The 23,141-nt window shown below is 73.2% G+C and carries 19 protein-coding genes; 4 read left to right on the forward strand and 15 right to left on the reverse strand.

Features of this window, described 5'->3' with window-relative positions; all coding sequences use genetic code 11:
• Window positions 1-107 precede the first annotated feature (107 nt).
• The gene (locus tag AB0898_RS25130; RefSeq protein WP_366805231.1) at window positions 108-1,397 is read right to left on the reverse strand and encodes a glucarate dehydratase family protein; all 1,290 of its coding nucleotides are present in this window, start codon (window positions 1,395-1,397) and stop codon (window positions 108-110) included.
• Window positions 1,394-2,344 carry a 5-dehydro-4-deoxyglucarate dehydratase gene (locus AB0898_RS25135; RefSeq protein ID WP_366805232.1) on the reverse strand — a complete coding sequence of 317 codons (951 nt, stop codon included), beginning with the start codon at window positions 2,342-2,344 and terminating at the stop codon, window positions 1,394-1,396. The genes AB0898_RS25130 and AB0898_RS25135 overlap by 4 nt, the downstream gene beginning before the upstream one ends.
• 599 nt (window positions 2,345-2,943) lie before the next feature.
• On the opposite strand from AB0898_RS25135, the gene AB0898_RS25140 reads away from it, so the two are divergent.
• Window positions 2,944-4,434: an MFS transporter gene (locus AB0898_RS25140; protein WP_366805233.1), complete on the forward strand. Its 1,491-nt coding sequence runs from the start codon at window positions 2,944-2,946 to the stop codon at window positions 4,432-4,434.
• Here the strand turns inward: AB0898_RS25140 and AB0898_RS25145 are convergent.
• The 5 genes from AB0898_RS25145 to AB0898_RS25165 form a co-directional block, all read right to left on the reverse strand.
• A complete protein-coding gene (locus tag AB0898_RS25145; RefSeq protein ID WP_366805234.1) occupies window positions 4,398-5,390 on the reverse strand; it encodes an adenosine deaminase in 993 nt (330 codons plus the stop codon). The genes AB0898_RS25140 and AB0898_RS25145 overlap by 37 nt on opposite strands.
• Before the next feature lie 54 nt (window positions 5,391-5,444).
• Window positions 5,445-6,350 (reverse strand): ribonuclease Z, encoded by a 906-nt coding sequence (locus AB0898_RS25150; RefSeq protein ID WP_366805235.1) that lies wholly within the window; start codon window positions 6,348-6,350, stop codon window positions 5,445-5,447.
• A gap of 22 nt (window positions 6,351-6,372) precedes the next feature.
• Complete coding sequence (locus tag AB0898_RS25155) at window positions 6,373-6,726, reverse strand: histidine triad nucleotide-binding protein (protein ID WP_366805236.1); 354 nt, start codon at window positions 6,724-6,726, stop codon at window positions 6,373-6,375.
• A gap of 98 nt (window positions 6,727-6,824) precedes the next feature.
• On the reverse strand, window positions 6,825-9,971 hold the full coding sequence (locus tag AB0898_RS25160) for a S41 family peptidase (protein ID WP_366805285.1): 3,147 nt from the start codon (window positions 9,969-9,971) through the stop codon (window positions 6,825-6,827).
• A gap of 135 nt (window positions 9,972-10,106) precedes the next feature.
• Window positions 10,107-10,661 (reverse strand): hypothetical protein, encoded by a 555-nt coding sequence (locus AB0898_RS25165; RefSeq protein ID WP_366805237.1) that lies wholly within the window; start codon window positions 10,659-10,661, stop codon window positions 10,107-10,109.
• 112 nt (window positions 10,662-10,773) lie between these two features.
• Here AB0898_RS25165 and AB0898_RS25170 point away from each other — a divergent pair, with 112 nt between their 5' ends.
• Window positions 10,774-11,169: a hypothetical protein gene (locus tag AB0898_RS25170; protein ID WP_366805238.1), complete on the forward strand. Its 396-nt coding sequence runs from the start codon at window positions 10,774-10,776 to the stop codon at window positions 11,167-11,169.
• Between the two features lie 13 nt (window positions 11,170-11,182).
• Here AB0898_RS25170 and AB0898_RS25175 read toward each other — a convergent pair whose 3' ends face one another.
• The 4 genes from AB0898_RS25175 to hrcA all read right to left on the reverse strand — a co-directional run bounded on the left by AB0898_RS25175 (window position 11,183) and on the right by hrcA (window position 15,269).
• The gene (locus AB0898_RS25175; protein ID WP_366805239.1) at window positions 11,183-11,929 is read right to left on the reverse strand and encodes a 16S rRNA (uracil(1498)-N(3))-methyltransferase; all 747 of its coding nucleotides are present in this window, start codon (window positions 11,927-11,929) and stop codon (window positions 11,183-11,185) included.
• Window positions 11,926-12,996 carry a nitronate monooxygenase gene (locus AB0898_RS25180; RefSeq protein WP_366805240.1) on the reverse strand — a complete coding sequence of 357 codons (1,071 nt, stop codon included), beginning with the start codon at window positions 12,994-12,996 and terminating at the stop codon, window positions 11,926-11,928. Before AB0898_RS25180 ends, AB0898_RS25175 begins: the two co-directional genes overlap by 4 nt.
• A gap of 110 nt (window positions 12,997-13,106) precedes the next feature.
• Window positions 13,107-14,252: a molecular chaperone DnaJ gene (dnaJ, locus tag AB0898_RS25185; protein WP_366805241.1), complete on the reverse strand. Its 1,146-nt coding sequence runs from the start codon at window positions 14,250-14,252 to the stop codon at window positions 13,107-13,109.
• On the reverse strand, window positions 14,253-15,269 hold the full coding sequence (gene hrcA / locus AB0898_RS25190) for a heat-inducible transcriptional repressor HrcA (RefSeq protein ID WP_366805242.1): 1,017 nt from the start codon (window positions 15,267-15,269) through the stop codon (window positions 14,253-14,255).
• A gap of 160 nt (window positions 15,270-15,429) precedes the next feature.
• Between hrcA and AB0898_RS25195 the strand changes: the two genes are divergently transcribed.
• Entirely contained in the window at window positions 15,430-16,152 is a 723-nt protein-coding gene (locus tag AB0898_RS25195; protein ID WP_366805243.1) for an MBL fold metallo-hydrolase, read from the forward strand.
• Window positions 16,153-16,186: 34 nt separating this feature from the next.
• Window positions 16,187-16,999: a DUF3097 domain-containing protein gene (locus AB0898_RS25200; RefSeq protein WP_366805244.1), complete on the forward strand. Its 813-nt coding sequence runs from the start codon at window positions 16,187-16,189 to the stop codon at window positions 16,997-16,999.
• On the opposite strand, the gene AB0898_RS25205 is transcribed toward AB0898_RS25200, so the two are convergent.
• From AB0898_RS25205 to AB0898_RS25220, 4 genes are all read right to left on the reverse strand, one after another.
• Window positions 16,977-17,555 (reverse strand): Uma2 family endonuclease, encoded by a 579-nt coding sequence (locus tag AB0898_RS25205; protein WP_366805245.1) that lies wholly within the window; start codon window positions 17,553-17,555, stop codon window positions 16,977-16,979. The genes AB0898_RS25200 and AB0898_RS25205 overlap by 23 nt on opposite strands.
• A 100-nt stretch (window positions 17,556-17,655) precedes the next feature.
• Window positions 17,656-18,888: a radical SAM family heme chaperone HemW gene (gene hemW / locus AB0898_RS25210; protein WP_366805246.1), complete on the reverse strand. Its 1,233-nt coding sequence runs from the start codon at window positions 18,886-18,888 to the stop codon at window positions 17,656-17,658.
• Between the two features lie 87 nt (window positions 18,889-18,975).
• Window positions 18,976-20,847: a SpoIIE family protein phosphatase gene (locus AB0898_RS25215; protein WP_366805286.1), complete on the reverse strand. Its 1,872-nt coding sequence runs from the start codon at window positions 20,845-20,847 to the stop codon at window positions 18,976-18,978.
• A 190-nt stretch (window positions 20,848-21,037) separates the two neighbouring features.
• Complete coding sequence (locus AB0898_RS25220) at window positions 21,038-22,912, reverse strand: long-chain fatty acid--CoA ligase (RefSeq protein ID WP_366805247.1); 1,875 nt, start codon at window positions 22,910-22,912, stop codon at window positions 21,038-21,040.
• Window positions 22,913-23,141 lie beyond the last annotated feature (229 nt).

Consider the following 23,141-nt stretch of genomic DNA (forward strand, 5'->3'; position numbering starts at 1 on the left):
AGCTCCCTGGCGTGGTACGGATCTGGCCAGTGTGCACCACACCGGCCCCGTACCGGGCGGGTCCGGGGACGACGTCCACCGCAGGTGGTACCGGCCGCGCGCCCGCGTCACCAGCGCGGCATCACCGGTGTCCGCCAGCCCGGTTCGGCCACGCGCATCGCCGCCGCGTCGTCCCGCTCGCGCAGCCGCCCGTCGTCTTCGAGCCAGCGCCGGTGCAGCCGGTCCAGCTCGTCGCGGTCCAACTCGACGCCCAGGCCGGGTTGTTCGGACACCGCGACCCGGCCCTCGGTGAAGGCGATCCGCGAGGTGAGCACGTCCTCCGACTGCCACGGGTAGTGCGAGTCGCACGCGTGGTGGAGGTTGGGCACGGTCGCCGCGACCTGGGTCATGGCGGCGAGGCTGATGCCGAGATGGGTGTTGGAGTGCATGGACACCCCGACCCCGAAGGCCGCGCATATCGCCGCGAGGTGACGGGTGTTGCGCAGTCCGCCCCAGTAGTGGTGGTCGGAGAGGACGACCTGCACGGCGTCGCGCAGGAACGCCTCCCTGATCTCCCCGAAGGTGGTCACGCACATGTTGGTCGCGAGCGGCACCCCGCACCCGGCGGCCACCTCGGCCATGCCCGCCGTACCCAGCGTCGGGTCCTCCAAGTACTCCAGTACGTCCGCGAGTTCGGCCGCCACCTTCAGCGAGGTCGGCACGGACCAGGCGCCGTTGGGGTCGAGCCGGAGCGGATGGCCGGGGAACGCCTCGGCGAGGGCGTGGACGGCGGCCACCTCCTGCTCGGGCGGGAAGACGCCGCCCTTGAGCTTGAAGGAGGTGAACCCGTACCGCTCCGCGAAGAGGCGGGCCTGCGCGACGATCCCCTCCGGGTCGAGCGCGGCACCCCAGTCGTCCGGCTCGTGCGGCACGCCGTCCGGGTGGGCGCCCCACTTGTAGAAGAGGTACGCGCTGTACTCCACCGAGTCCCGCACCCGGCCCCCGAGCAGCGCGTGCACGGGCAGCCCGGACGCCCGGCCCTGCGCGTCCAGGCAGGCGACCTCGAAGGCGGAGAGCACGGAGAGGCGGAGCTTGTCCGCGCTGCGCACCCCGCGCAGCCCGCCCGCGTCCAGCGCGCCGCGCACCCGGCTCTCGTCCACGTCGAGCCCGAGCGCGAAGAGCGCGTTCACATCCGTGACCGAGCGGCCGATGAGACGGTCGGCCAGCGGGCGGGCGAGCTCCAGGTACGCGGCGTCCCCGTAGGTCTCCCCGAGCCCGGTCGCCCCGCCCGCCGTGACCACCTCCACGATGAGCCGGGGGGTGTACGGCTGGTGCACGCCCTGGGTGTTGAGCAGCGGCGGGTCGGCCACCAGGACGGGGGTCAACCGGACGTCCACCACGGTCAGTTCACGGTTCACAGCGCGGCCCCCACGAGGTCGAGCCCGGCGGCCAGCAGCTCCCGCAGCGCGCCGAGGTCGGCGTCGGAGGGGTCGGTGAGCGGGGCGCGCACGGGTCCGACCCGCTGTCCGCGCAGCATCGCCGCCGCCTTGACCAGGGAGACCGCGTAGCCGGGCACCCGGTCGCGGAGGTCGGCGAAGGGGCCGTAGAACTCCCGGAGCAGTTTCTCGGTGGTGCCGTGGTCGCCGCCGCGCAGGGCGGTGAAGAAGGCGCGGGCGATCTCGGGGGCGAAGGCGTGCACGGCGGAGGAGTAGGCGGGGACGCCGACGGCGGCGTAGGCGCGGGCCTGGAGCTCGGCGGTGGCGGCGCCGTTGAAGAAGAGGAAGTCCTCGGGGGCGGCGAGGGTGAGGCGCCGGAGGCGGTCGAGGTCGCCGTGCCCGTCCTTGAGGCCGATGACCCCGGGGATGCGCGCCAGGCGCCGCAACGCCTCGGTGTCGTAGGCGACTTGGCCGCGCTGGTAGGTGATGAGGGGCAGCCGGGTGCGGGCGGCGAGCTGCTCCAGCTGGGCGACGAGGCCGGCCTGCGGGGCGGCGGTGAGGTAGTGCGGGAGGACCAGCAGGGCGTCGGCGCCGGCCTCCTCGGCGATGCGGGCGAAGCGGGCGGCCTGCGCCCAGCCGTACCCGGTTCCGGCGACCACCGGCACGCGTCCGGCCGTCTCCTCGACGGCGATGGCGACGACCTGGCGGTACTCGTCCTCGTCCAGGGAGAAGAACTCGCCCGTGCCGCAGGCCGGGAAGAGGGCGCCGGGTCCGGCCGCGAGCCGGGAGGCCACATGGGCGCGGAAGCCGTCGGGGTCGAGGGAGCCGTCGTCACGGAAGGCGGTGAGCGGGAAGGACAGCACGCCGCGCGCCATGCCCTCCCGCAGTCGCCGTGCCACGTCGCGCGGGCCCGGGCCGTCGTCGCTCATCGGCCATCATCTCCCCTTGTGAATGCCGATCACGTATGAGAACAGAGGCTAGGTACACGTACATGACACCGTCAATGGCGCATCGAGGAGGGGGCGGAGGGGCGCGCGGCCGGAGCGCGGGCACGGCGGCCACGACGGGAGCGCGGGCGGGCGCACGGCGACGCACGGCGGCGCACAGCAAAGAGCCCCACCCCGCCGAGCGGCGGGATGGGGCTCGATCGAGCGCCGGGCAGGCCTTGCACCTGCATTTCCCCGCAGGAAGCGGGGCGTCTTTCCTTGGACCACCAACGCACTGTCCGCCACCGGGAGTTCCGGCGACCGCGACGTGATCAACCATAGCGCATCCACGGCCGTTTGTGATCACCCGAGATCACAAACCGACCGTTCACCCGGCCACCCACCCGGAGGAGCGCAAGCCATTACCCGCACTCGCACACCCCAAACCACATGTGACCCAGATCACACGCATTCAACTTCTGCTCGAAACCACGTGCTTGATACAACTTGCTCGCGCCCTCCCGTCCCCCGGACCACCGGCGTCTCTCCCCCCTCTCCCGCATCCTTTCGAGCCGTCGCTCTCGCCTGCCCTGGGAACGCCCGTGTCCGCCCCCCGCACCACCCCCTGGCCCCTCGTCGCCCTTTTCACGGCCGGGTATCTCGCGCCGTATCTGCTGCCCACCACCGTCGGCCGGCTCGACGCCGGGCTCCCTCTCACCGCCACCGAGGCCGGGGCCACCGGCAGCGCGCTGCTGCTGAGTTCCGCCACGGCCGGCTTCCTGCTCGCCGCGCGCGGCGGACGGGCCGGGGCGCGCGCCCTCGCCCGCGCCGGCCTCACCCTGGCCGTCCTCGGCTACGGCACCGCCGCCCTCACCGGCTCCGTCCCGGCGGTCGTCGCGGGCGTGCTCGTCGGCGGCCTCGGCTCGGGCACCGCCACGGCCGTCGCCGCGAGCGGCATAGCGGGCCGCCCCGACCCGCACCGGGTCACCACGCTCGGACTGCTCACCGTCTCCGCCCTCGCCGGCGCCCTCTATCTGACGATCCCGCATCTCGGCCCGGGCCACGGCCTGCCGCTCGCGGCGATCGCCCTGACCGCGCTCGCGGTCCTCCCCCTCACCGGCCGCCTGCCCTCCCGTACGGCCGCCACCACGGCCACCGCCGCTCCCGCCCCGCTCCCCCACCGGGGCACCGGGCTGCTCCTTGCCGCCGCCATGCCCTGCTGGTCCCTCGCGCAGAACTCCCTGTGGGGCGTCAGCGGCCGGATCGGGCTGGCCCAGGCGCATCTGACCGAGGTCACCGTCGGCGCGGTGTTCGCCGCCGCGCTCGGCGCCGGGCTGCTCGGCGTCCTCGGCGCGGGCGCGCTCGGCCCGCGCATGGGCCGCGCGGTGCCGATCGGCGTGGGTACGGCGCTCATCGCGGCCTGTGTCGTGGTCAGCGCGTCGGCCTCGGGCCCTGTGTCGTTCGCGGGCGGGGAGATCGCCTGGAACGCCTGCTACCCGCTCGTCCTGTCGTACGTCATCGGGCTCGCCGCCTCCCTCGATCCGCGCGGGCGCTGGGCGGTGCTGGTCGGCTCGGCCGGCTCGCTGGGCACGGCGGCCGGACCGCTGGCCGGCAGCCTGCTGTCGGTGTGGGCGGGCTACCCGGCGATGGGCCGGATACTGGCCCTCGTCCTGCTGGTCTCAGCGGTGCCGATGACGGCGGCGGCTCTGCGCGCGACCGCCCCGGCACGGCGGACGACGCGGGTCGCGGACCTGCCGGTGGTGGAGATCCCGCTCGCGGAACTCCCGCACGCGGAGACCGCTCTCGCGGAGGCTTCCCTCGCGGAGATCTCTCTCGCCGGAATCCCCCTCGCCGAGATCACGGACCCGGCGCTATCCGGCTCGACGCTCCCGGACTCGGTGCTCGCGGACCCGATGCTGCCCGGCCCAGCGCTCCTGGACCCGCTGCTCCCCGGCCCGGTGCTCGCGGACCGGGCGCCCCGCCCCGAGACGGTCCCGTTCCTGGAACCCCTCCTGGCGGAAACCGCCCCCGGCCTCCCGGTCCGCGCGCTCCCCGGTCACTCGAACTCGTACGCCTCCACCTCGGCGAGGTAGCGGGCGCGCAGCTCCTCGTCGTCCTCCAGGAAGGAGGCGAGGAAGGAGTTGCGGGCCAGTTCGCGCAGGCGGTCCTGGGACAGGTCGAGGGTCTCGTGGACCGCGGCGAAGTTGTCGCCCGCGTAGCCGCCGAAGTAGGCGGGGTCGTCGGAGTTGACCGTGCACATCAGGCCCGCCTCCAGCATCGCCGGGAGCGGGTGGTCGGCCAGGGTGTCCACGGTGCGCAGGCGCACGTTGGACAGCGGGCACAGGGTCAGCGGGACGCGGTCGCGGACCAGCCGCTCGACCAGCGCCGGGTCCTCCATGCAGCGCAGCCCGTGGTCCACGCGCTCGACGCCGAGCACGTCCAGCGCCTCGGTGATGTACTCCGGCGGCCCCTCCTCGCCCGCGTGCGCCACGCGCCGCAGACCGAGCGCGGCGGCGGCCTCGTACACCTCGCGGAACTTCACCGGCGGGTGGCCGACCTCGGCGGAGTCCAGGCCGACACCGGTGATCCGGTCCAGGTACGGCTTGGCCGCGTCCAGGGTGGCGAGCGCGGACTCGGCGGACTCGTCGCGCAGGAAGCACATGATCAGCTTGGTGGAGACGCCGTGGTTCTCCACGCATGAACCCAGCGCGCGCCACAGCCCCTCGACCACGGTGCCCATGTCCACGCCCCGGGCCAGATGCGCCTGCGGGTCGAAGAAGATCTCGGCGTGCCGGACACCCTGCGCGGCGGCGCGGGCGAGGTAGGCGTTGGCGAGGTCCTCGAAGTCCTGCTCGGTGCGCAGGACGGCCATCAGCTCGTAGTACAGGTTCAGGAAGGACTGGAGGTCCTCGAACCGGTACGCCTCGCGCAGCGCCTCGGTGTCGGCGTAGGGCAGCGTCACGCCGTTGCGCCCGGCCAGCCGGAAGGCCAGCTCGGGCTCCAGGGTGCCTTCGATGTGCAGGTGCAGTTCAGCTTTGGGGAGGGGCATCAGAGCATCGTACGGCCCTTTACCCGCCCCTTCATCCGGGCGCCCGGGTGGCGCTCAGCGGCGTTTGGGGACGGGTACACGCTGGAGGTCGCGGGCCACGGTCAGCTCCCCGGTGAAGCCGGCCGCGCGGGCCTGGTGCTCGAAGGCCTCGGGGTCGGAGTAACGCTGGCTGAAGTGGGTGAGGACCAGGTGCCGCACGCCCGCGTCCCGGGCCACGGTCGCGGCCTGCCCTGCGGTCAAGTGCCCGTGTTCCTCGGCCAGTTGTACGTCCTCGTCCAGGAAGGTGGACTCGATGACGAGCAGGTCGCAGCCCTCGGCCAGCGCATGGACGCCCTCGCACAGCCGGGTGTCCATGACGAACGCGAACCGCTGCCCGCGCCGGATCTCGCTGACCTCCTCCAGCGCGACTCCGCGAAGCGCGCCCTCACGGCGGAGACGGCCCACGTCCGGGCCCGCGATGCCGTGCGCGGCGAGCCGGTCGGGCAGCATCCGTACGGCGTCGGGCTCGGTGAGCCGGTAACCGTAGGACTCGACGGGGTGGGAGAGGCGGCGGGCCTCCAGCGTGTAGGCGGGGGTCCGCGCCAGCACGCCGTCGGAGTCGGCCGGGGCCTCGGTGAGGGCGACGGTCTCGCGGTAGGCGGTGGCGTACCGCAGCCGGTCGAAGAAACGCTGCCCGGAGCGCGGGTAGTGCGCGGTGATCTCGTGCGGCACCCGGTCGAGGTTGATGCGCTGGATCACCCCGGCGAGGCCGAGGCTGTGGTCGCCGTGGAAGTGGGTGACGCAGATCCGGTTCAGGTCGTGCGCGGCGACCCCGGCGCGCAGCATCTGCCGCTGGGTGCCCTCGCCGGGGTCGAACAGGATGCCCTCGCCGTCCCAGCGGAGCAGATAGCCGTTGTGGTTGCGGTGCCGGGTCGGGACCTGGCTGGCGGTGCCGAGGACGACGAGTTCGCGTACGGACATGTTCTTCTACGGGTTCCGCGGCTTAGCCGGGGGGCCATTCGAGGCCGCGGCCGCCGAGAACGTGTGCGTGGGCGTGCCAGACGGTCTGGCCTGCGCCGGCGCCCGTGTTGAACACGGTGCGGTAGCTCTCCAGCTTTTCCTCGTCGGCGATGACCTGCGTCTCGGCGAGTACGTCTGCGGCGAGCTGCGGGGCCGCTGCCGCGAGGGTGGCGGCGTTCTTGTAGTGCGCCTTGGGAATCACCAGGATGTGGGTCGGGGCCTGGGGGTTGATGTCCCGGAACGCGAGGGTGGTGTCCGTCTCGCGGACCACGGTTGCGGGGATCTGGCCTGCGACGATCTTGCAGAACAGGCAGTCCTCCTGCGGCTCTCCCGCCATTTCGCTGCGCTCGCTTTCGCCGGGTCGGTGGTCTTGGGGCATCGTAGTCGGTTGGGTGCGGGTGCGTTTGGGCTGGTCGCGCAGTTCCCCGCGCCCCTTTAGGTTGGCAAGCCCGGGGGAGTTTTCGGCGGCACCCTTTCCAACTCCTCCAATGCCAGCCTTATCGCCTCGTCCAGCTGGGTGTCCCTGGCCGCTGCGTAGTCCTGGGGTTTCTGGATGACCTCTACGTCCGGGTCCACGCCGTGGTTCTCTACGCCCCAGCCGTGGCCCTCCAGCCAGAAGGCGTATTTCGGCTGGGTGATGAGCGTGCCGTCGACCAGGTGGTAGCGGCTGTCGATGCCGATGACGCCGCCCCAGGTGCGGGTGCCGACGACGGGGCCGATGTTCAGGGCGCGGATGGCGGCGTTGACGATGTCGCCGTCGGAGCCGGAGAACTCGTTGGCGACGGCGACGACCGGGCCGCGCGGGGCGTCCTGGGGGTAGCTCTCGGGGCGCATGCCGCGCGGGAGGTCCCAGCCGATGACGCGGCGGGCCAGTTTCTCCACGACCAGCTGGGAGGTGTGGCCGCCGCGGTTCTCGCGGACGTCCACGATCAGGCCCTCGCGGGCGACCTCGACGCGCAGGTCGCGGTGGATCTGGGCCCAGCCGGGGGCCTGCATGTCGGGGACGTGGAGGTAGCCGAGGCGGCCGCCGGACTTCTCGTGGACGTAGGCGCGGCGGTCGGCGACCCAGGCGTGGTAGCGCAGCGGCTCCTCGTCGGTGAGGGGGACGACCACGGCGTGCCGGGCCTCGCCGCCGCCCGCCGGGGAGATCGTCAGCTCGACGGGCTTTCCTGCGGTGCCGGTGAGCAGCGGGGCCGGCCCGGTGACCGGGTCGACGGGGCGGCCGCCGACGGCCACGATCGCGTCGCCGGGGCGTACGGCGACGCCGGGCGCGGCGAGCGGGGAGCGGGCCTCGGGGTCGGAGGTCTCGGAGGGCAGGATGCGGTCCACCCGCCAACTGCCGTCCTCGTGACGGGAGATGTCGGCGCCGAGCAGGCCCTGCCGGGGTCCGCGGCCGTAGCCGCCGCCGGAGTTGACGTAGGCGTGCGAGGTGCCGAGTTCGCCGTGCACCTCCCAGAGGAGGTCCACCAGGTCGTCGTGGGTGGCGAGGCGGCCGAGGAGGGGGCGGTAGCGGTCGAGGACGCCGTCCCAGTCGACTCCGCCCATGTCGGGCCGCCAGAAGTTGTCCCGCATGACGCGGCCGGTCTCTTCGTACATCTGGCGCCACTCGGCGACCGGGTCGACGGTGTGCCGGATGCGGCCGAGGTCGACGACGATGTTGGAGTCGCTCTCCTCGTCGTCGGAGGCGCGCCGGTCGGCGGGGACGACGCGCAGCCGGCCGTCGCTCCACAGCAGGACCCGCTTGCCGTCGCCGCTGACCCGGAAGTGGTCGGCGTCGGCGGCCAGGTGCTCCAGGCGCTGCTGGGCGAGGTCGTAGCGCTCCAGCTCGGTCTTGGGGTCGGGGGCGTCGGGCGTGGCGCGGGCGGCGCCGAGGACACCGCGCACGGGGTGGCGCAGCCAGAGGACGCCGTCGCGGGCGGCACGCAGGTTGGTGTAGCTGGCGGCCTCGACCGGGAAGGGCACGATGCGGTCGGCGAGCCCTTCGAGGTCGATCCGGGTGACCGGGGCGCCCTCGCTCTCCGGGGTCTCGTCCTTGTCCGGGGTGCCGAAGGGGCGGCCGTGCCGCTGCGGTCCGAAGGGGGACGGCGTGGTCGCGGCCAGCGTGATCAGGTGCGGGCGCACGCTGTCGACGAAGGCGAGGTCGAAGACGTGCCGGTCGTAGACGGGGTCGAAGGAGCGGCTGGAGAGGAAGGCGAGGTGCTTGCCGTCCAGGGTGAAGGCGGGCGCGTAGTCCTGGAAGCGCAGCGGGGTGGCCTCGGTGACCGTGAGGTCGGTGGTGCTCGCGAGGCGGATCTGGGAGAGCGGGCGGGGACCGGGGTGGGCCCAGGCGAGCCAGCCGGAGTCGGGGGAGAAGGCGAGGCCGTGCACGTCGCCGTGTTCGCTGCGGTCCACCTCGCGGACCTCGCCCGTCTCGCGCTCGACGAGCAGCAGCCGGCCGTCGTGCGAGGCGACGGCGGCGCGGGTGCCGTCGGGGGACATGGCGAGGGCGAGGATGCGGCCGAGCTGTCCGGCGGCGATCCGGCGGGGTACGGCGCCGGGGGCGAGGCCGGTGGCGGGGGCGAACTCCAGGGCGTCGTCGCCCTCGGCGTCGGTCACCCAGACCACCCACTCCTCGCCGTCGGCGCGGAAGGTGCGCGGCAGCCGGGCGCGGACGCCGGGCTGGGCGGCCAGCGCGCGGGCGGGGCCGCCGCGGTGGGTGACCCAGTGGACGGTGCCGCGCACGGCGACCGCGCTGCCGCGTCCGGTGTGGTCCGGGGAGGCGGAGCCGAACCAGCGGGCGGTACCGACCTGGTGGGGCTGGAGGTCGACGCGGGCGCCGCCGAGGCGGATGTCCGGGCGGCGGGGTTCGGCGCCGTCGAGGTCGTCCAGGAGCCAGAGTTCACCGGCGCTGGACCAGATCACGCGGGTGCCGTCGGTGGCGGCGTGGCGGGCGTAGAAGCCTCCGAGCGGGGTGTGGCGGCGCAGGTCGGTGCCGTCGGCGAGGGAAGAGTAGAGGGCGCCGGTGCCTTCGTGGTCGGAGAGGAAGGCGATGCGGTCGCCGACCCAGAAGGGGTCCTCGATGTTGCCGTCGAGGTCCTCGTGGAGCCGGACGAACTCGCCGTCGCCGTCCCGGTCGATCCACAACTTGCCCGCCGTGCCGCCCCGGTAGCGCTTCCACCAGGCGGCCTCGCGGCCCATCGGGGCGGAGAGCAGGACGGTGTGCGGGCCGTAGGCGACGTCGCCGACCGGGCCGTAGGGCAGGGTGGTGGCGGGGCCGCCGTCGAGCGGGACCGCGCGGGCCCAGGTGCGGCGCAGGCTGGCCTGGCCCTGGGTGCTGAGGGCGAGGACCTCGCCGCCGGGGGTCCAGCCGAGCACCTGGGTCTTCCAACTGCCCCAGTACGTCAGCCGTTTGGCGGGGCCGCCGTCGACGGGGGCGAGGTGCACCTCGGGGGCGCCGTCGCGGGTCGAGGTCCAGGCGAGGGTGGCGCCGTCGGGGGATATGCGGGGGTGGTTCACGGGCACGTTGTCCGCGCTCACCCGCCAGGCGCGGCCGCCGTCGAGCGGGGCCACCCAGACGTCGTCCTCGGCGGTGAAGGTCACCAAGTCGCCGTGGATGTGCGGGAATCGGAGATAACCGGAGGTCGTCGTGGTCGTCGTGTCTGCCGTGATGTCCTTGCCAGCACCCTGAGTCACGCGGTCACCTTACGCGCGGTCCGGCGTCGTGGCGCCGGGTTTGGATCACTTGCCTTCGACGGGCCAGCAGGTGGGGTCGCCCTTGCACCACAGGGTCCGGGTGACGGTGACCGTCACGGTGGGCCGGGGCTGTCCCGGCGGGCGGTAGGTGGCGGGCGGGGTGTAGGCGGAGCTGGGTTCGGCGTCGCAGTCGCCGAGTCCGCCGACCCGGAAGACCCGGCGCCCGTCCACGGTGGCGGTCAAGTGCCCGCGCACACAGGCGCCGTTGACCGCACGCGTCACCTCACCGGTGACGGCTATCTTCTTGCCGTCCTTGGTGCGGCCCTGGCAGTCCACGCTGACGACGGTGGCCGTGGAGGGCGAACTCTTCCGGCTCGGAGTGGCGCTGTCGCCCTGCTGCCCGGTGCAGGTCAGCCAACTCACGTCCACATGGCGCCGGTTCAGCTCGGCGGTCGCGGTGGAGTCGGTGGTGTAGGCGACGGTCGCGGACCCCAGGTCGGTCGGCTGACAGGCCGTCACCGTGCCGACTCCCAGCGCCGCGAGCCCGGTCACGGCAAGCAGCCGCGCGGAACGGCGTCGATCCCACCTCGAAGCCCCCATGCCGTCCAGCGTGCCACCGACTCCCACCCCGCGGAAGGCCGCCTCCGGCCAGTCACCCGAACGTGCGGCGCACGCCGGGCGGCCCGTGCGCGGCGTGCGCTACCTTCCCGGGATGCGCAGCGTACGCAGGGTGAGGCGGCTGGCCCTTCCGGACGGCACCGTCCACCGGTGGACCGTCCGGCACCGGCACACCCCGGACACCGGGTGCCAGGAGGTGCTGACCCTGAGCCGGGAGGGGACCGTGCTGCGGATCGTCTTCCGGGACGGCCCGGGGCGCGTCCTGGGCACCGGCGCGGCCTACGCCCACTCCGGGCTGGTGGGCGACGGGCACGGCCGTTCGGTGAATCTGCACCGGCCCGCCGTCGTACGGGCGTTCGTGGACGCGGCACGCCAAAGCGGGTACACATCCGGGGAGTTGGACGGCTGGGAACTCCTGCCCGCCGTCACGGTCACCCTCGCGAGCGCGGCCACTCCTGAAGCTCCACCGCACGGCCCTCCGGGTCCTTGAGGCGGGCCCCCGGTCAGGACCAGCGGCCGGTGCGGCCCAGGAGGAGGGCGGCGGCCGCCGTTCCGGCGGTGGAGGTGCGCAGGACGGACGGACCGAGGACGCAGGCGCGGGCGCCGGCCTCCTCGAAGAGCGCCAACTCGTCGCGGGAGACGCCCCCTTCGGGTCCGACGACGAGCACGATGTCGCCCGTCGCGGGGAGGTCCACGGTGGCCAGCGGCACGCTCTCGTGCTCGAAGTCCGAGTGCAGCACGGCGGCGAAGTCGGCCTCCGCGAGCAGCGCGGCGACCTGCTTGGTGGTGGCCGCCTCCGCGACCTCGGGGAAGCGGACCCGGCGGGACTGCTTGCCCGCCTCGCGCGCGGTGGAGCGCCACTTGCCGAGCGCCTTCAGGCCCCGGTCGCCCTTCCACTGGGTGATGCAGCGGGCCGCCTGCCAGGGCACGACGCGGTCGACGCCGACCTCGGTCATGGTCTCGACGGCGAGTTCGCCCCGGTCGCCCTTGGGCAGCGCCTGGACGACGGTGATACGCGGGGCGGGCTCGGGCTCCTCCACGACCGCGCCGAGCCGGACGAGCAGCCGGTCCTTGCCCTCGGTGCCGGTCACCTCGGCCACGGCGTGGCGTCCGGCGCCGTCGGTGAGGACGACCTCCTCGCCCGCCTGGAGCCGCTTCACGGAGACGGCGTGCCGTCCCTCGGGGCCGTCCAGGACGAACGGTCCGCCCTCCGGGCCGAAGTCCTCCACCACGAACACGGGAGCGGTCATCCCGCGCCACCTCCGTCAGCCAACTCTGTTGTCGCAGCGCGCAGTTCGGCGGCCAGTGTCTCCACAAGCCGCCCGGCCGGCAGCGCGCGGGCCAGCCGGTGTCCTTGTCCCGCCCACAGCGCCATGCCCTGCGCGTCCCCGGCCCCGGCGGCGGCCCGGCGCAGCGGGGCGGTCAGGTGGTGGACGGCCGGGTAGGCGGCGGGGGCCTCGGGGCCGTGCTCGCGCAGGAAGCGGTTGACCAGGGCGCGGGCGGGGCGTCCGGTGAAGGCGCGGGTCGGCGCGGTGTACGGGAAGCCGGGGTCGGTCAGCGCCCGCTTGTGGAGTTCGGGCGCGCCGGACTCGGGGGTCGCGAGGAAGGCCGTACCAAGCTGGGCGGCACTGGCCCCGGCGGCGAGCACGGCGGCGATCTGCGCGCCGCGCATGAGGCCGCCGGCCGCGACGACCGGGAGGTCCACGGCCTCGGTGACCTGCGCGAGCAGCGCGAGGAGGCCGAGGCCCGTTCCGTCGCGCCCGGGGTCGTCGGTGTGGGTGCCCTGGTGGCCGCCCGCCTCCACGCCCTGCGCGATGACGGCGGCGGCCCCGGCGCGCTCGACCGCGCGGGCCTCCTCGGCGGTGGTGGCGGTGACCAGGGTGAGCGTCCCGGCGCGGCGCAGCGCGTCCAGCACCCCGGGCTCGGGCACGCCGAAGTGGAAGGAGACGACGGGGACCGGGTCGGCGAGGAGCAGGGCCAGCTTGGCGTCGTAGCCGTCGTCGGCCGGGCCGTACGGGTCGCCGGTCGCGGTGCCGTAGCGCTCGCTCTCCCCGGCGAGGCTCCGGGCGTACGGCTCGACGGCGGCGGGGTCGGCCGGGTGCGGCTGGGGCAGGAAGAGGTTGACGCCGAAGGGGCGGCCGGTCAGGCCGCGCAGCCGCTCGATGTCCGCGCGCAGCGCGTCCGGGGCCCGATAACCCCCGGCGAGGAAGCCGAGGCCGCCCGCCTCGCAGACGGCGGCGGCCAGTTCCGGGGTGGAGACGCCGCCCGCCATGGGTGCCTGCACGATCGGAAGCGTGAGGAGATCGGCGAGGGGCATGTCCGCATCGTGTCACGTCCGCCGCGCGAGTCCGAATCGAACCCGGTGACCGTGCCCCGAAACGAGGGGAGGGGGCGCCGGGCGCCCCCTCCCCACATCAACGCTCGCGGTCAGCGGCCGTTGAACGCGTCCTTCAGCCGCGAGAACAGCCCCTGCTGACCGGGCTGGAACTGACCCGTGGGCCGCTCCTCGCCACGCAGCTTGGCCAGTTCGCGCAGCAGCCGCTCCTGCTCCGGGTCGAGCTTGGTCGGGGTGGTCACCTCGACGTGCACGATCAGGTCGCCCCGGCCGCCGCCGCGCAGATGCGTGACGCCCCGGTTGTGCAGCGGGATCGACTGGCCGGACTGGGTGCCGGGCCGTATGTCGACCTCCTCCATGCCGTCCAGCGTCTCCAGCGGCACCTTGGTGCCGAGGGCCGCGGCCGTCATCGGGATGGTGACCGTGCAGTGCAGGTCGTCGCCGCGCCGCTGGAAGGTGGAGTGCGGCAGCTCGTGGATCTCGACGTACAGGTCACCGGCGGGGCCGCCGCCGGGGCCGACCTCACCCTCGCCCGCGAGCTGGATGCGGGTGCCGTTGTCGACACCGGCCGGGATCTTCACCGTCAGGGTGCGCCGGGAGCGGACCCGGCCGTCGCCCGCGCACTCGGGGCACGGGGTCGGGACCACGGTGCCGAAGCCCTGGCACTGGGGGCAGGGCCGCGAGGTCATGACCTGGCCCAGGAAGGACCGGGTGACCTGGGAGACCTCACCCCGGCCGCGGCACATGTCACAGGTCTGCGCGGTGGTGCCGGGGGCGGCGCCCTCGCCGCTGCAGGTGTTGCAGACGACCGCGGTGTCGACCTGGATGTCCTTGGTCGTACCGAAGGCCGCCTCGTCCAGCTCGACCTCGATCCGGATCATGGCGTCCTGGCCGCGCCGCGTACGCGAGCGCGGGCCGCGCTGCGACGCCGTGCCGAAGAACGCGTCCATGATGTCGGAGAAGTTGCCGAAGCCACCGGCGCCGAAGCCGCCGGCCGCACCGGCGCCCGCGCCGCCCGACTGGGAGAGCGGGTCGCCGCCGAGGTCGTAGACCTGCTTCTTCTGCGGGTCCGACAACACCTCGTAAGCGGCGTTGATCTCCTTGAACCGCTCCTGCGTCTTCGGATCGGGATTGACGTCCGGGTGCAGCTCGCGTGCGAGCCTGCGGAACGCCTTCTTGATCTCATCCTGCGACGCGTCGCGGCGCACGCCGAGAACGGCGTAGTAATCCGTGGCCACTTACGACTCCGCCAGGATCTGTCCGACGTACCGTGCCACTGCGCGTACCGCTCCCATCGTTCCCGGGTAGTCCATGCGGGTCGGTCCGACCACGCCGAGCTTGGCAACCGCCTCGCCGCCCGAACCGTAGCCGACCGACACGACGGACGTGGAGTTGAGTCCTTCGTGGGCGTTCTCGTGCCCGATACGCACGGTGACGCCCGGATCTTTGGCCTCGCCGAGGAGCTTGAGCAGCACGACCTGCTCCTCAAGTGCCTCCAGGACGGGCCTGATCACCAGGGGGAAGTCGTGTCCGAAACGGGTGAGATTGGCGGTGCCGCCGATCATCAGCCGTTCCTCGTTCTCCTCGACCAGTGTCTCCAGCAGTGTGGAGAGCACTGTGGAGACGGTACCGCGATCGTCGGCCTCGAACGCATCGGGGAGGTCTTCGACCAGTCGCGGCACATCGCTGAACCGGCGTCCGGCGACCCGGCTGTTGAGCCGGGCGCGCAGATCGGCGAGCGAGGATTCGCCGAACGGCACCGGGCAGTCGACCATGCGCTGCTCGACCCGGCCGGTGTCCGTGATCAGCACGAGCATCAGGCGCGCCGGGGCGAGCGAGAGCAGCTCCACGTGCCGCACGGTCGAGCGGGTCAGCGAGGGGTACTGCACGACGGCGACCTGCCGGGTGAGCTGCGCGAGCAGCCGGACCGTACGGGCCACCACGTCGTCCAGGTCGACGGCGCCGTCCAGGAAGTTCTGGATCGCGCGCCGCTCGGGCGCCGACATCGGCTTGACGCCCGCGAGCTTGTCGACGAAGAGGCGGTACCCCTTGTCGGTGGGGATGCGGCCGGCGCTGGTGTGCGGCTGGGCGATGAAGCCCTCGTCCTCCAGGGCGGCCATGTCGTTGCGCACGGTGGCCGGGGAGACGCCGAGGTTGTGCCGCTCGGTGAGCGCCTTCGACCCGACCGGCTCCTCGGTGCCCACGTAGTCCTGGACGATGGCGCGCAGCACCTGAAGCCTGCGTTCACTCAGCATCGGCGCGCACCTCCATCTTGTCGCCCCACGGCACTCGGCTCTCTCCCCTGGCACTCGGCTCGTGCGAGTGCCAGACTTCCCCGGCCCAGTGTACGGCCGTGGGGTACCGCCCGGGCAAGGTCAGCGGTACTGCCCGGCTTGTTGCGGCTAGCGTCCCGGTATGAGCGTGACTTGGGAAGACCTGGGGTGGGAGAGGTTGGCCGAGGGGGTCGGGCGGTGCCGGCTGCCCGGCTGGGACTGTACGGCGGGGCTGGTCGTCGGGGCGGACACGGCGCTGCTCGTGGACGCGGGGTCGAGCCTCGCGGAGGGGGCCCGGATCGCGGCGGCGGCCCGGCGGCTGGCGGGGCGGGATGTGACCCATCTCGCGCTGACCCACCCGCATTTCGATCACGTCCTGGGCACTCCCGCCTTCACCGGAGCGAAGACGTACGCCGCCGTCGGCGTGGACATGACCTCCGCGCACGCCCGCGAGGAGCTGCGCCGGGACGCGATCGGGAACGGTCTGCCCGCCGGCGAGGCCGACGCCGCGACGGCCGCCCTGACCCCGCCCGGACACCCGGTCTCCGGCGAGTGGACGCTCGACCTCGGCGGCGGCCGCCAGGTGCTCCTCGCCAACGTCGGGCCGGCCCACACCGCCCACGATCTCGCGGTCCTGGTCCCCGGTTCGCCCGAGGTGGTCTTCTGCGGCGACCTGGTCGAGGAGTCCGGCGAACCCCAGGCGGGCCCGGACGCCGTCCCCGCCCGCTGGCCCGCCGCCCTGGACCGGCTGCTCGCCCTCGGCGGCGCGGACGCACTGTACGTGCCCGGTCACGGAGCGGTGGTCGACGCGGACTTCGTACGGCGCCAACGCGACGCCCTGGCGGCCCGTTTCGGCGTGTCGTGACGGGGGCGGTACGGGTTCTCCTATCGTCATCAGAATGCGCGAGTACTCCCCCGATCTGACCGCCCCCTGGAAGAAGCCGCAGCCGGTGCCGGAGGTCGCGGCAGAACCGGGACTGGTGGTGGAGGAGCCCGGCACCGGGTTCTGCGGGGCGGTGATCCGCTGCGAGGCGGGCACGGTGACGCTGGAGGACCGCTTCGGCAAGCACCGGGTGTTCCCGCTGGAGCCGCGCGGCTTCCTGCTTGAGGGGCGCGTGGTGACCCTCGTACGCCCCTCCGCCGCCCCGGCACGCCCCGTCCGCACCGCCTCCGGCTCCGTGGCCGTCCCGGGCGCCCGCGCCCGCGTGGCCCGCGCAGGCCGCATCTACGTCGAGGGCCGCCACGACGCCGAACTGGTCGAGAAGGTCTGGGGCGACGACCTGCGCATCGAGGGCGTGGTCGTGGAGTACCTGGAGGGCGTGGACGACCTGCCCTCGATCGTGGCCGACTTCTCCCCCGGTCCCGACGCCCGCCTCGGCGTCCTGGTGGACCATCTGCTCCCCGGCACGAAGGAGTGGCGCATCTCCCAGTCGGTCACGAGCGACCACGCCCTGGTCGTCGGCCACCCGTACATCGACATCTGGGAAGCCGTGAAGCCCTCCGCCCTCGGCATCCCCGCCTGGCCCCGGGTCCCCCACGGTCAGGACTGGAAGACGGGGGTGTGCCGGGCGCTGGGGTGGCCGTCGGACAACACGGGGGCGGTGTGGCAGGCGATCCTGGCGAAGGTGACGTCGTATCGGGAGCTGGAGCCGGCGTTGCTGGGGCGGGTGGAGGAGCTGATCGATTTCGTTACGGGTAGCGGTGGGGCCTGACCCCCGGCAGCGTCCCGAATTCGCTCGTATCCAGTTCGGCGCCAAGTACATCTAGCGGCAGTCGGTCACCGAATTTGATGATCTCTTGGCTGCGGTAGTCCGCGTCCTCGCCCTGGCCTGAGGGCTTGGTGAGCAATACGGAGTGCCCCATGATCGGGTCGATGATGAGGTACGCGGGAATCTCTCCCGCAGCGTAGATCGAACGCTTGATCACGTAATCGTGGTGCACGCTGGACTTGGAAACGACTTCTATCACCAGGCTGATCACCCGACACGGCACCAGGCGTCCACTGTCCGGCAGCAGGTCTCGCGCAAGGACCACCAGGTCAGGAACGGGCTCACTGGCCTCGCCGGAGATGTCGATGTCCTGCGTCTGAAGACGCGACCAGCGCTGCCGTGGGATCTGGTCCTGCACATCGGTCACGATCATGTTGTGCACGATGTCAGGGCTGGCCATCATCACGATTACCCCCCGGAGAAGCTCAACCTTGACCCCCTCGGGGGGCTCGAGCTCCTCGAAGTACTTTGTCATCCCGCGTTCGTCCACAGCGGTCATCTCCGTGGCCCTCCACATCCGCCGCGAGCTTTTGACGGCAGCCTACGGACCAGATTAGGGAGTGAACCGGCGTCCCGCACCGATTCACCCCGGCGAGTGATCAGTCCACCAGGTCCCGCACCACCGCGTCCGCAAGGAGCCGCCCCCGCAGCGTCAGCACCGCGTGCCCCTCGTCGTACGGACCGGAGTCGAGCAGGCCGTCCGCCAGCGCCCGCCGGGAAGCCGCGAGCCCGTCCGCCTTCAGCAAGGACAGCGGAACCCCCTCCCGCAGCCGCAGCTCCAGCAGGATGCGCTCCACCCGGCGGTCCTCCTCGGACAACAGCTCACGGCCCGCCCCCGGAGAGCGGCCCGAAGCCAGCGCGGCGGCGTACGCGCCCGGGTGCTTGACGTTCCACCAGCGGACGCCGCCCACGTGGCTGTGGGCGCCGGGGCCGGCGCCCCACCAGTCGGCGCCGCGCCAGTACAGCTCGTTGTGGAGGCAGCGGCCCGCCTCGGAGGTGGCCCAGTTGGAGACCTCGTACCAGTCGAAGCCCGCCGCCGTGAGCAGCTCCTCGGCGATGAGATAGCGGTCGGCGTGGACGTCGTCGTCCGTCATGGGGACCTCGCCCCGGCGGATACGGCGGGCCAGCTGGGTGCCCTCCTCGACGATCAGGGCGTACGCGCTGACGTGGTCGGGGCCCGCGCCGAGCGCCGCTTCCAGGGAGGCGCGCCAGTCGTCGTCGGACTCGCCGGGCGTGCCGTAGATCAGGTCGAGGTTGACGTGCTCGAACCCGGCCGCGCGGGCCTCCGCGACACAGGCCTCGGGGCGGCCCGGGGTGTGCGTGCGGTCGAGGATCTTCAGGACGTGCGGCTTCGCGCTCTGCATGCCGAAGGAGATCCGGTTGAAGCCGCCCGCGCGCAGTTCGGCGAGGTAGGCGGGGGTGATCGTCTCCGGGTTGGCCTCGGTGGTGATCTCGGCGTCCGGCGCGAGTCCGAACTCGTCGCGGATCGCGCCCAGCATCCGTACCAGGTCCCCGGCGGCCAGCAGGGTCGGCGTGCCGCCGCCGACGAAGACCGTGCGGACCTGGCGCGGGTCGTCGCCGAGCACCTTGCGGGCCAGGCGGATCTCGTCGGTGAGGGTGTCCGCGTAGTTGTCCCGGGAGGCGAGGACGCCGCCGGTGCCGCGCAGCTCGGTGGCGGTGTAGGTGTTGAAGTCGCAGTAGCCGCAGCGGGTCGCGCAGTAGGGGACGTGCAGATAGAACCCGAGGGGCCGCTCGGCGGCGCCGGCGAGCGCGGCGGGGGGCAGCGCGCCGTCGTCGGGGACGGGCTCGCCGTCGGGGAGTGCGGAAGGCATGTACTCCATTGTCCCGTACCGGTGTCCTGTCCTGTCCCGTACCGGTGTCCTGTCCCGGAGGCGTGTCCTGTACAGGACATGGCCGCCTCACTCCGCCTGGAGCACCAGCAGCGCCAGGTCGTCGTCCGGCAGGTCGGCGGAGAAGCCGAGCACCAGGCCGTGGATGCGCTCCGCGATGTGCTCGGCGTCCAGGCCCGCGCAGCCGGCCAGGGCGTACGCGAGGCCGTCCTCGTCGTCGAACTGGCGGGAGCCGGAGCGGCGCTCGGTCACCCCGTCCGTGACGCACAGCAGGCTGTCGCCGGGCCGCAGCTCGACGCTCTCGCTGGAGTACGTCTCGTCCTCGACCACGCCGAGCAGGGTCTGCGGCCGGGCGGCGCCGCGCACCGCGCCGTCGGGGCTCAGCACCAGCGGCAGCGGGTGTCCGGCGGAGGCGAGGACGCAGCGGAAGCCGCCGTCGGCGTGCGGGGTCAGCTCGCCGTAAAGCAGGGAGAGGAAACGGCTCTGCGGGCCCTCACCCGGCGCGACGGGGACGCCGCCCGCCGCGACCAGGGCGCGGGCGGCCGCGTCGGCGGCCTCGGTGGCGTCGTCCAGGAGGAGCTGGTTGAGGCGGTCGAGGACGCCCGCGACCGGGTAGCCCTCGCGGGCCAGCAGCCTGATCCAGGGCCGGGCCAGACCGATCACCACCGCCGCCTCGGGGCCCTTGCCCTGGACGTCGCCCACGGCGAAACACCAGCGGCCGTCGCCCGCCGGGAACAGGTCGTAGAAGTCGCCGCTGGGGCCGCCCTTATCGCGGGGCTCGTAGACCAGCGCGCTGCGCACGCCCGGGATCTCCGCGACCGCGCCGGGCAGCAGACCACGCTGGAGGACGGCGCTGATGGTGGCCTGGCGGGCGTACTGCCGGGCGGCGCCGATGGCCAGCGCCACCCGCCGGCCGAGGTCCTCGACCAGCCCGGTGACCTCGTCGGGGAAGCGGAGCAGCCCGCAGCGGCCGATCACCAGGGTGCCCAGCGGGCGGCCGCCCGCGATGAGCCGGTAGGCGAGCGCGGTGCCATGGGTGCCCTCGGGCCCGAGCGCGCCGCCGGGCCAGGGGTACGGCTCGGGACCCGAGCGCACGCCGTCGGGGCGCGGCGGCTCCTTCTCCAGCGCGCGGTGCAGCTCCTCGATGCGGCTCTCGTGGGCGTGCCAGACCCGGACGGGCCCGGTGCCGCAGCCGGTGCGCGCGGTCGCCTCGTCCTCCAGCCAGACCGCGCACCAGTCCGCGAGCCGGGGCACCAGGAGCTGGCCGGTGAGGGCGGCGACGAGGTTCTCGTCGAGCTGGCCGGCGAGCAGGTCGGACGCCTCGGCGAGGAAGGACAGCGCGCCCCGGCCGAGCCAGTCCCGGTCGCCGCCGGGGCGCTGCGGCTGCGGTGCCAGGGCCTCGGCGGAGCGCAGGACCGGCAGCGGCGCGGGGCCCTCGGGTTCCTCCTTGCCGCCGGGCGGCAGCCGGGCCCACAGGGTCTTGCCGCCGGCGCGGTAGGTGACGCCCCAGGTCTCCGCGAGGGTGGCGACCAGGCGCAGGCCACGCCCGTGCTCGGGCGTCCCGGGGGGCTCGTCGGCGCCGGAGGGGTCGCGCGGGGCGCGCGCGGGGTGCCGGTCGTGGACCTCCACGGTGAACGCGCCGGTCGCCTCGAGGCGCCAGTCGATCTCGACCTCGGTCCCCGCGTGCACGACCGCGTTGGTGACGAGTTCGCTGACGACGGCCATCGCGTCGTCCACGAGGCGCGCGTCGCCGTCCGGCCCGGTCAGTCCGAGACCGGCCCACTCGGCGAAGGCGTCGCGCACGAGAGCGCGGGCAGTGCCGGGCGCGGCGAGGCTCCCGGCGAGGGTGGCCCGCCCCGCGCCGAGCGGGGCCGCGCCGGGGTGCGCGGGCGTGTCACCGACGGGGGCGTCGGTCGCCCGCTGGGTCGGTATGGCCGCCATGTCCATGCGGCCAGGGTGACAGACAGGGGGCGCGCATAAGCACTGTGTCACCGAAATGAGCGGTCGTGACGGGGAACTGTGCTACTGGTGTGCCGACAGACGAACACTTTCGAGCGAAGGCGGACGCGAACTCCCCTTTCCGGGGGTTTCCCGTCCGCCCCGCCGGGATCCGCGGCCCGGTCCGCGCCCCTCAGGCCTCGCGCGCCCCGGAGTACATCTCGTCGATCAGCCCGCGGTACTCCCGCTCGACCACCGGCCGCTTCAGCTTCAGGCTCGGGGTGATCTCGCCGTGCTCCACGTCGAGGTCGCGGGGCAGCAGCCGGAACTTCTTGATCGTCTGCCAGCGCTGGAGACCCTCGTTGAGCTGCTTCACATAGCCGTCGACCAGTTCGACGGTCTGCGGCGCGGCGACGACCTCGGCGTACGACTTGCCCTCCAGGCCGTTGTCGGCGGCCCACTGGAGGATGGTGGGCTCGTCCAGGGCGATGAGGGCGGTGCAGTAGTTCCGGTCGGCGCCGTGCACCAGGATGTTGGAGACGTACGGGCACACCGCCTTGAACTGTCCCTCGACCTCGGCCGGCGCCACGTACTTGCCGCCGGAGGTCTTGATGAGGTCCTTCTTGCGGTCGGTGATGCGCAGATAGCCGTCGGCCGACAGCTCGCCGATGTCGCCGGTGTGGAACCAGCCGTCGGGCTCCAGGACTTCGGCGGTCTTCTCGGGCTGCTGGTGGTAGCCCTGCATGACGCCGGGGCCGCGCAGCAGGATCTCGCCGTCGTCCGCGATGCGCACCTCGGTGCCGGGCACCGGCTTGCCGACCGTGCCGGTGCGGTACGCCTCGCCCGGGTTCACGAAGGAGGCGGCGGAGGTCTCGGTGAGGCCGTAGCCCTCCAGGATGTGGATGCCGGCGCCGGAGAAGAAGTAGCCGATCTCGGGGGCGAGGGCGGAGGCACCGGAGACGCAGGCGCGCAGCTGCCCGCCGAACGCCTCGCGGATCTTGGCGTAGACGAGGGCGTCGGCCACCTTGTGCTTGGCGGCGAGCGCGAACGGCACGGAGGCGGTACCGGTGCGCCGGAAGCTGTCCTGGGACGCCTTGGCGTACTCGCGGGCGACCTCGGCGGCCCACTGGAAGATCTTGTACTTGGCGGCGCCGCCCTCGCGGGCCTTGGCCGCCACGCCGTTGTAGACCTTCTCGAAGATGCGCGGTACGGAGGCCATGTACGTCGGCCGTACGACCGGCAGATTCTCGATGATCTTGTCCACGCGGCCGTCCACGGCGGTGACGTGGCCGATCTCGATCTGCCCGGAGGTGAGCACCTTGCCGAAGACGTGGGCGAGCGGCAGCCACAGGTACTGCGTGTCGTCCGGACCGAGCAGCCCGGTCGCCGAGATGGCCTTCGCCATGTACGACCAGTTGTCGTGCGGCAGGCGCACGCCCTTGGGGCGGCCGGTGGTGCCGGAGGTGTAGATCAGGGTGGCGAGCTGGTCGGCGGTGATCGCGCCGACGCGCTCCTTGATCAGCTCGGGGTGGGTCTCCAGATAGGCCGCGCCGCGCTTCTCCAGCTCGGCGAGGGTGACGACCCAGTCGTCGGTCTCCACGCCCTCGGGGTCGATGACGACCACCTTGGTGAGCGCGGGCAGCTCGGCACGGCGCTCGACCGCCTTGGCGACCTGGGCGGCGTCCTCCGCGATCAGCACCCGGCTCTCTGAGTCGGAGAGGATGAACGCCGACTCGTCGGAGTTGGTCTGCGGATAGACCGTGGTGGTGGCGCCGCCCGCGCAGAGGATGCCGAGGTCGGCGAGGATCCACTCGACCCGGGTGGAGGAGGCGAGCGCCACGCGCTGCTCGGGCTCGATGCCCAGCTCGATGAGGCCGGCCGCGATGGCGTACACACGGCCGGCGGCCTGGCTCCAGCTCAGCGACTTCCACTCGTCCGGACCGGTGCCCGTCGCGGACGGGACGGGGTAGCGGTATGCCTCGGCGTCCGGTGTCGCCGCCACGCGCTCCAGGAAGAGGGCCGCCACGGAGGGCGGTCGGTTCTCGATCAGGGTCTGTGTGTCGCTCACGACATCCTCCGGGGCCCGCGACAGTGCGGCTGACTCGGTGCGGCTGGGTTGACTCACGTGGGGATTCGAACGGGTACGGCCTGTTGTTTAACTCGCGAGTAACTATGGGGCAGGGATCAGGGTAAGGCGCTGCCGCCCGTCGCGTAAGGGGACGCGGCCTGCGACTTCCCCACAGGCCCCCACGGAACGTCCACACAGAGCGACCCCCCGCACACGCGAGGGCCCGCCG

The sequence above is a fragment of the Streptomyces sp. NPDC005435 genome, assembly GCF_040703155.1.
Lineage (GTDB): Bacteria > Actinomycetota > Actinomycetes > Streptomycetales > Streptomycetaceae > Streptomyces.

What these genes read in the sequence shown, in the direction of transcription:
- AB0898_RS25135 (WP_366805232.1), bottom strand. Translation starts at nt 2,344, where the DNA reads ATGAGCGACGACGGCCCGGGCCCGCGCGACGTGGCACGGCGACTGCGG.
- AB0898_RS25145 (WP_366805234.1), bottom strand. Translation starts at nt 5,390, where the DNA reads ATGCCCCTCCCCAAAGCTGAACTGCACCTGCACATCGAAGGCACCCTG.
- AB0898_RS25150 (WP_366805235.1), bottom strand. Translation starts at nt 6,350, where the DNA reads ATGTCCGTACGCGAACTCGTCGTCCTCGGCACCGCCAGCCAGGTCCCG.
- AB0898_RS25155 (WP_366805236.1), bottom strand. Translation starts at nt 6,726, where the DNA reads ATGGCGGGAGAGCCGCAGGAGGACTGCCTGTTCTGCAAGATCGTCGCA.
- AB0898_RS25165 (WP_366805237.1), bottom strand. Translation starts at nt 10,661, where the DNA reads ATGGGGGCTTCGAGGTGGGATCGACGCCGTTCCGCGCGGCTGCTTGCC.
- AB0898_RS25170 (WP_366805238.1), top strand. Translation starts at nt 10,774, where the DNA reads ATGCGCAGCGTACGCAGGGTGAGGCGGCTGGCCCTTCCGGACGGCACC.
- AB0898_RS25175 (WP_366805239.1), bottom strand. Translation starts at nt 11,929, where the DNA reads ATGACCGCTCCCGTGTTCGTGGTGGAGGACTTCGGCCCGGAGGGCGGA.
- AB0898_RS25180 (WP_366805240.1), bottom strand. Translation starts at nt 12,996, where the DNA reads ATGCCCCTCGCCGATCTCCTCACGCTTCCGATCGTGCAGGCACCCATG.
- hrcA (WP_366805242.1), bottom strand. Translation starts at nt 15,269, where the DNA reads ATGCTGAGTGAACGCAGGCTTCAGGTGCTGCGCGCCATCGTCCAGGAC.
- AB0898_RS25195 (WP_366805243.1), top strand. Translation starts at nt 15,430, where the DNA reads ATGAGCGTGACTTGGGAAGACCTGGGGTGGGAGAGGTTGGCCGAGGGG.
- AB0898_RS25200 (WP_366805244.1), top strand. Translation starts at nt 16,187, where the DNA reads ATGCGCGAGTACTCCCCCGATCTGACCGCCCCCTGGAAGAAGCCGCAG.
- AB0898_RS25205 (WP_366805245.1), bottom strand. Translation starts at nt 17,555, where the DNA reads ATGACCGCTGTGGACGAACGCGGGATGACAAAGTACTTCGAGGAGCTC.
- hemW (WP_366805246.1), bottom strand. Translation starts at nt 18,888, where the DNA reads ATGCCTTCCGCACTCCCCGACGGCGAGCCCGTCCCCGACGACGGCGCG.
- AB0898_RS25215 (WP_366805286.1), bottom strand. Translation starts at nt 20,847, where the DNA reads ATGGCGGCCATACCGACCCAGCGGGCGACCGACGCCCCCGTCGGTGAC.